General features: G+C 73.2%; 1 protein-coding gene. It reads left to right on the forward strand.

Translation table 11 applies throughout. The features are described 5' to 3' along the window. Positions 1-40: 40 nt before the first annotated feature. Positions 41-7,860: amino acid adenylation domain-containing protein (locus tag GA0115254_RS02030; protein ID WP_370740813.1), on the forward strand; the 7,820-nt coding region annotated here is incomplete at its 3' end.

Below are 7,860 nucleotides of genomic sequence, written 5' to 3' on the forward strand. Positions count from 1 at the left end.
CGCTGCATTCGCCGAGGTCCTGGGTGTTGAGGCTGTGGGTGTGGATGATGATTTCTTCACTCTCGGGGGTCATTCCCTGCTTGCCGTCCGTCTGGTCGAGCGCCTGCGGGTCCGCCATGTCACTGTGTCCGTGCGGGCGCTCTTCGAGACGCCGACCCCTGCCGGGCTCGCGGCCTCCTCCGGGGTGGCGCAGTCGGCCGTGCCGGAGAACCCGATCCCGGCTGACGCGACCGCGATCACCCCTGAGATGCTCCCGCTCGTCGACCTCACCACCGGCGAGATCGAGCACATCGCCGCGTCCGTCGAGGGCGGCGCGGCCAACATCGCCGACATCTACCCGCTCGCGCCGCTCCAGGAAGGCCTGCTCTTCCACCACCTCCTCGCCGATGGCGGCGACGACACCTATGTGATGCCGGTCGTGGTCGAGTTCGACACCCGCGAGCGGCTGGACGGGTTCGCCAGGGCCCTCCAGCGGGTGCTGGACCGGCACGACATCTTCCGGACCTCGATCGTGTGGGAGGGGCTGCGCGAACCGGTCCAGGTGGTCTGGCGCGCCGCCGAACTCCGGGTCCGGGAGCTGGTATTGGACCCGGCCGGCGCCGATCCGGCGGAGGCTCTGGTGACGCTGGCCGGCGGGGCGCTGGATCTGGGTCGCGCGCCGCTGCTCGACCTGCACATAGCCGCCTTCCCGGCTGGCGACGGCCGGTGGCTGGGGCTGCTGCGGGTGCACCACCTGGTGCAGGACCACACCGCGCTGGAGGTGTTGTTGGGCGAGGTCGAGGCATTCCTGACGGGGCGCGGCGACGGTCTGCCACAGCCGCTGCCGTTCCGCACCTTCGTAGCCCGGACCCGGGCTGGTGCCGACACCGGCGAGCACGAGCGGTTCTTCGCCGAGCTGCTCGGCGATGCGACCGAGACGACCGCCCCCTACGGGCTGGCGGACGTGCGCGGCGACGGCGCGGGCGCGGTGCGCGCGACGGTGCCGTTCCCGCCGGAGCTGGACGCGCGGCTGCGGCAGGTCGCGCGCCGGCTGGGCGCAGGCACGGCGACGGTGCTGCACGTGGCGTGGGCCCGGGCGCTGGGTGTGATCAGCGGCCGGGACGACGTGGTGTTCGGCACCGTCCTGTTCGGCCGGATGAACGCCGGCGAGGGAGCCGACCGGGTGCCCGGCCCGTACCTGAACACGCTTCCGGTGCGGGCGCGGACGAGCGGCACAGGCGTGCTGGAGGCCGTGGCCGAGATGCGGGGCCGGCTCGCGGAGCTGCTGGAGCACGAGCACGCGCCGCTGTCGACGGCCGTCCGGGCCAGTGGCGTGGACGGGGACACACCGCTGTTCGCGACGCTGTTCAACTACCGGCACAACGGCGGCCGTCCACCGGCCACCGAGCCCACTGCCCCGCCCGCCGCCGAGGCGGCGCCGGACGGTTCCGGCATCAGGCTGCTGCTGGCGCGGGAGCGCGACAACTTCCCGCTCTCGGTGTCGGTCGACGACAGCGGGGACGCCATCCGGCTGGCCGTGGACGCCGTCGCGCCGATCGACCCGCAGGCCGTGGGCGTGCTGCTGCGCATCGCCGCGCAAAGCCTGGTCGCGGCGCTGGAGACGGCGCTGGACGGCGGCCCGGAGCTGCCGCTCAGCACACTGCGGGTGCTGGACGAGGCCGGACTGCGCCGGATGCTGACCGAGTGGAACGACACGGCGGTCGAGGTCGCCCCGGCGACGGTGACCGAGCAGTTCGAGGCGCAGACGGCCCGCGACCCGCAGGCGGCGGCCGTACTGGAAGGTGGCGCGGCGCTCTCGTACGGGGAGCTGAACCAGCGGGCGAACCGGCTGGCGCGGCTGCTGCTCGACCGGGGGGTCGGGCCTGAGTCGGTGGTCGCGGTGGTGATGGACCGCGGCGCCGACCTGATGGTGGCGGTACTCGGGGTGCTGAAGGCCGGTGCGGCATACCTGACCGTCGACCCCGAGTACCCGGCGGACCGGATCGCCTACATGTTCGGGGACGCTCGGCCGGTGCTGGCGCTGGCCTCGGCGGGGACGGCCGGCCTGGTGCCCGAGGGCGCGGCGCCGACCGTGGTGATCGGCTCCCCGGAGACCGTGTCCGCGCTGGCCGGCCTGGCAGAGACGGACCTCGGCGCGGACGAGCGGCCCGCCGTGCTGCCCGCGCACGCGGCGTACGTGATCTACACCTCCGGCTCGACCGGACGGCCGAAGGGCGTGGTGCTGACGCACGGCGGATTCGCCAATACGGCGGCGGCGCTGGCGCGGCGATACCCGACGAAGGTCGGCCCGAGCTCGCGGATGCTGCAGTTCGCCTCGGTGAGCTTCGACATGTTCTGCTCCGAGTGGGCGCTCGCCCTGCCGGCCGGGGCGGCGCTGGTGGTCGTCCCGGCCGAGCGGAGGCTCGGCGCCGAGCTGGCCGACTTCATCCGCGGCGAGGGCGTGACGCACGCCGCGTTCCCGCCAGGCGTGCTCGCCGGTCTGGACATCGGGTCGATCCCCGCCGAGGTGGTCATCGACGCGGGCGGCGAGGCGCTGCCGCCGGAACTGGTCGACGTATGGGCGGACGGCCGGGAGCTGTTCAACTCCTACGGGCCCACGGAGACCACGGTGGATGCCACGGTGTGGCACTGCCGTCCTGGCGTGGAGCAGGTGCCGATCGGCACCCCGATTGCCAACACCCGGGTGTACGTCCTGGACGGCGCGCTGTCCCCGGCACCGGTGGGGGTGGCAGGCGAGTTGTACGTGGCGGGCGCGGGCCTCGCGCGCGGCTATCTGGGCCGCGCGGGCCTGACCTCCGAGCGCTTCGTGGCCGATCCGTTCGGTCGGGCGGGCTCGCGGATGTACCGCACCGGCGACCGGGTCCGCTGGGACGCCGACGGCCAACTGGTCTTCGACGGGCGGCTGGACGACCAGGTGAAGATCCGCGGCTTCCGTATCGAGCCCGGCGAGGTGCGCGCCGTGGTGGCCGCGCACCCGGGGGTCGCCCAGGCCGCGGTCGTCGTCCGCGAGGACGCCCCCGGTGACCGGCGGCTGGTCGCGTACGTCGTCCCGTTGACGGCCCCGGACGGCCCAGGTGCCCAGGGCACCCCCGCCGGATTGGCCGCGGGGCTCGGCGGGTTCGCCGCCGACCGGCTGCCCGCCCACATGGTGCCCTCTGCCTTCGTCCTCCTGGACGCGCTGCCCTTGACCGCGAACGGGAAGCTGGACCGCAGGGCGCTGCCCGCCCCCGCGTACACCGCGGGCGCCGGCCGGGGCCCGGCCACGCTCCAGGAGGAGATCCTCTGCGCCGTCTTCGCCCAGGTGCTGGGCGTGGAGTCGGTCGGTGTGGACGACGACTTCTTCGCCCTGGGCGGCCACTCCCTGCTCGCCGTGCGGCTGATCAGCCGGGTGCGGGTGGTGCTCGGCGCGGAGGTGCCGCTGCGCACCCTGTTCGAGGCGCCGACCGTAGCCCGCCTCGCCGCCGAGCTGGCCGCGCAACAGCTGTCCGGCGCTGCTGCGCCCCGGGCAGCGCTGACCGCGAGGGAGCGCCCCGAAAGGGTGCCGCTGTCCTTTGCTCAGCGCAGGCTGTGGTTCATCGACCAGATGGAGGGCGCGAGCGCCACCTACAACGTCCCGGTCGTCCTGCGGCTGACCGGCACCGTGGACCGTGAGGCGCTGGACGCCGCGTTCCGCGATGTGATCGGCCGCCACGAGGTGCTGCGGACGGTCTACCCGACCGTGGACGGCGAGTCCTACCAGCGGATCACCGCCATGGACGCACTCGACTGGCAGCTGTCGGTGGCCGAAGTGGCGCCGGCGGACCTGGACGCGGCGATCGCCGAGGCGGCGGGCCATGTCTTCGACCTGACTGCCGAGATCCCGATCCTGGTCCGGCTGTTCGAGGCCGGGCCGGACGAGCGGGCCCTGGCGGTGGTGCTGCACCACATCGCCAGCGACGCCTGGTCGGAGGGACCGCTCGCCCAGGACCTCTCGACCGCCTACGCCGCACGCCGCGAGGGCCGGGCGCCCGACTGGGAGCCACTGCCCGTCCAGTACGCCGACTATGCCCTCTGGCAGCGCGAGCTGCTCGGCGACGAGGCGGAACCGGACAGCGTCATCTCCCGGCAGGTCGCCCACTGGCGCGAGGCACTGGCCGGTGCGCCCGAGGAGCTCGACCTGCCCTTCGACCACGCCCGCCCGGCCGTGGCCGGCCACTGTGGGCACCCGGCGGAGGTCGACGTCCCGGCGCACGTCCACGCCCGGCTGACGGAGGTCGCAAGGGCTGAGGGCGTGACCGTCTTCATGGTGCTCCAAGCCGCCCTCGCGGTGCTCTTGTCCCGCCTCGGCGCGGGTACCGACATCCCGATCGGCTCACCCAACGCCGGCCGCACCGACGAGGCTCTGGAAGGCCTCATCGGCTCCTTCGTCAACACCCTGGTCATCCGCACCGACCTCTCCGGCGACCCGACGTTCCGACAGGTGCTGGCCCGGGTGCGGGAGACCGGCCTCGCGGCCTTCGCCCACCAGGACGTCCCGTTCGAGAAGCTGGTCGAGGAGCTCTCCCCGAGCCGCTCGATGGGCCGGCACGCCCTGTTCCAGGTGATGCTGACGCTCCAGAACAACGCCCAGGCCGTGCTGGAACTGCCGGGCCTGCAGGCCCGGGAGGTCGCTGCGGGCGAACCCGTCGCGAAGTTCGACCTCGACGTCATCGTGGGCGAGGTGTTCGACCGGGCGGGCGCCCCGGCGGGCATCCGCGGCGCGATCACCGCGTCGGCCGACCTTTTCGAGCCTGCCGGCGTCGCCCGTCTCTCTGCCCAGCTGACCAGGGTGCTGCACGCCGTGACCGCCGACCCCGGCACCCGTCTGAGCGCCGTCCGGGTACAGGACCCCGAGGAGTGGCGACGCACCCTGGTCGAGTGGAACGACACGGTGGCCGACGTCCCGCCGGCCACCGTCCCGGAGCTGTTCGCCGCCCAGGTCGCACGGGACCCGCAGGCACCGGCCGTGGTCGCCGACGGCATCACCCTGTCGTACCGCGAGCTGGACGAACGGGCGCAGCGTCTGGCCCACTTGCTCATCGGCCGGGGCGTCGGCCCCGAGACGCTGGTCGCGGTCTGCGCGGAACGCGGCGCCGGCCTGATGGTGGCGCTGCTGGCCGTGCTGAAGGCCGGCGGCGCGTATCTGACCGTGGACCCCGAATACCCCGCCGAGCGGATCGCCTACATGTTCCGCGACGCCGCGCCGGTCGCAGTGCTGGCGGCTACGGAAACGGCCCGGGTCCTGCCCGACCTCGGCCTCCCGACGGTGCTGCTCGACGCGCCGGAGACCGCCGTGGCTCTGGCCGATACACCGGAGGCGACGACAGCACCGGCGGGACCGGCCCCGGTGAGGGCGCTGCCCGCGCACCCCGCGTACGTGATCTACACCTCCGGCTCCACCGGACGGCCCAAGGGCGTCCTGGTCTCGCATGCCGGTGTCGCCGGCCTGGTCGCCGGCCAGACCCGCGACCTCGGCGTCGGCCCCGGCTCCCGGGTCGGCCAGTTCGCCTCGGCCGGTTTCGACACCTTCGGCTGGGAGTGGTTCATGGCCCTCCTGACCGGTGCGGCCCTGGTCGTCATCCCGCGCGACCGGCGCCTGGGCACCGCGCTGCCGCGCTTTCTCACCGAACAACGGGTCACCCACGTCACCCTGCCGCCCGCCGTCCTCGCGACCCTCGACGAAGCGTCCGTCGACCCGGACACCGTCCTGGTCGTCGCCGGCGAGGCCTGCCCGCCCGAGGTCATGGCGCGCTGGGCCCGCGGCCGGGCGATGTTCAACTCCTACGGCCCGACCGAGACCACTGTCGACGCCACACTCTGGCGCTGCGCCCCCGAAGCGGCCGAGGTGGCCATCGGCACACCCGTGATCAACACCCAGGTCTACGTCTTGGACGAATGCCTCGTGCCCACCCCGGTCGGCGTGGCCGGCGAACTGTACGTCGCCGGTGCGGGCTTGGCCCGCGGCTACCTCGGACGGGCCGGCCTGACCGCGGAGCGCTTCGTGGCAAACCCGTTCTCCGTCGGCGGCTCCCGCCTCTACCGCACCGGCGACCGGGCCCGGTGGACGGCCGACGGCCGGCTCCTCTTCGCCGGCCGCGCCGACGACCAGGTGAAGATCCGCGGCTTCCGGATCGAACCGGAGGAGATCGCCGCCGTCCTTGCCGGACACCCCCGGGTGGCACAGGCCGCGGTGGTGGCCCGCGAGGACGTGCCGGGGGAGAAGAGCCTGGTTGCGTACATCGTCCCGGCGCGGGAGCCGGACGTGGTCGCACGGGGCGCGGGCGGATGGTCGGCGGGCGCGACGGACGCGCTGCTGCACCTCGTCGCCGAACATTGCCCCGACTACATGATCCCGTCCGCGATCATGCCCCTGGATGCCCTGCCGCTCACCGTGAACGGCAAGCTCGACCGCAAGGCCCTGCCCGCCCCCGAGCACACCTCGACCGGCAGGGCGGACCATGGCCGGGCCTCGGTGGACCCCCGCGAGGAACTGCTGCGCGGCGTCTTCGCCAAGGTTCTGGGCGTGGAGCAGGTCGGAGCCGATGACGACTTCTTCGCCCTCGGCGGCCACTCCCTGCTCGCCGTCCGACTGGCGAGCCGGGTGCGCGCCGTCCTCGGCGTCGACCTCGACATCCGTGTTGTGTTCGACGCCCCGACACCTGCGGCGCTCGCGGCGAAGCTCGCGCAGGCCGACACCGCCCGGCTTGCCCTCACTCCCGGGCCCCGCCCGGAACGCATCCCGCTGTCCTTCGCACAGCAACGGCTCTGGTTCATCGACCAACTGGAAGGCCCCAGCGAGACCTACCACATCCCGGCCGCGCTGCGCCTGACGGGCGACGTCAACCGAGAGGCACTGGGCGCGGCACTGCGGGACGTCATCGGGCGGCATGAGGTGCTGCGCACCGTGTTCCCCGTCGATGAGACGGGCCCGCACCAGCGGATCCTGGACGCGGGCGACCTGGACTGGGAGCTGCAGGTCCTCGCAGTGGCCCCGGAGGCCTTGGACGGCGCCGTCGCCGAGGCGACGGCGCAGGGCTTCGACCTGTCGGTGGAGGTACCGATCCGGGCCTGGCTGTTCGAGGCCGGCTCGGAGGAACGGATCCTCCTCGTGGTGGTGCACCACATCGCGGGCGACGGCTGGTCGTGGGCCCCGCTGGCCGCCGATCTGTCGCAGGCCTACGCGGCGCGGCGCGCGGGCGGGGTGCCCGACTGGAAGCCGCTGCCGGTGCAGTACGCGGACTTCGCTCTCTGGCAGCGTGAACTGCTCGGTGACGAGGCGGATCAGCAGAGCCTGATGAGACGTCAGATCGCTCACTGGAGCGAGGCATTGGACGGGATGCCGGAGGAGTTGGGCCTGCCGTTCGACCGTCCGCGCCCGGCGGTTTCCTCCCATCGGGGGCACGACATACCGCTGGAGGTGCCGGCCGAGGTGCATACGCGGTTGGCACAGGTGGCGCGGGCCGAGGGCGTGACCCCGTTCATGGTGCTCCAGGCCGCGCTGGCGGTGCTGCTCTCCAAGCTCGGTGCGGGTACGGACATTCCGATCGGTTCCGCGAACGCCGGCCGTACGGATGAGGCACTGGACGACCTGGTCGGGTTCTTCATCAACACGCTGGTGGTGCGGACCGATGTGTCGGGTGAGCCGACCTTCCGTGAGGTGTTGGGCCGGGTGCGGAAGGCCACATTGTCGGCTCTGGCGCATCAGGACGTGCCGTTCGAGAGGCTGGTGGAGGAGCTTGCCCCGAGCCGATCCATGGCACGTCACCCGCTGTTCCAGGTACAACTGGATCTCCAGAACATCACCCGGGCCGCACTGGATCTATCCGGAGTCCGGGCCGACGG

The sequence above is a fragment of the Streptomyces sp. Ncost-T10-10d genome, assembly GCF_900091955.1.
Lineage (GTDB): Bacteria > Actinomycetota > Actinomycetes > Streptomycetales > Streptomycetaceae > Streptomyces.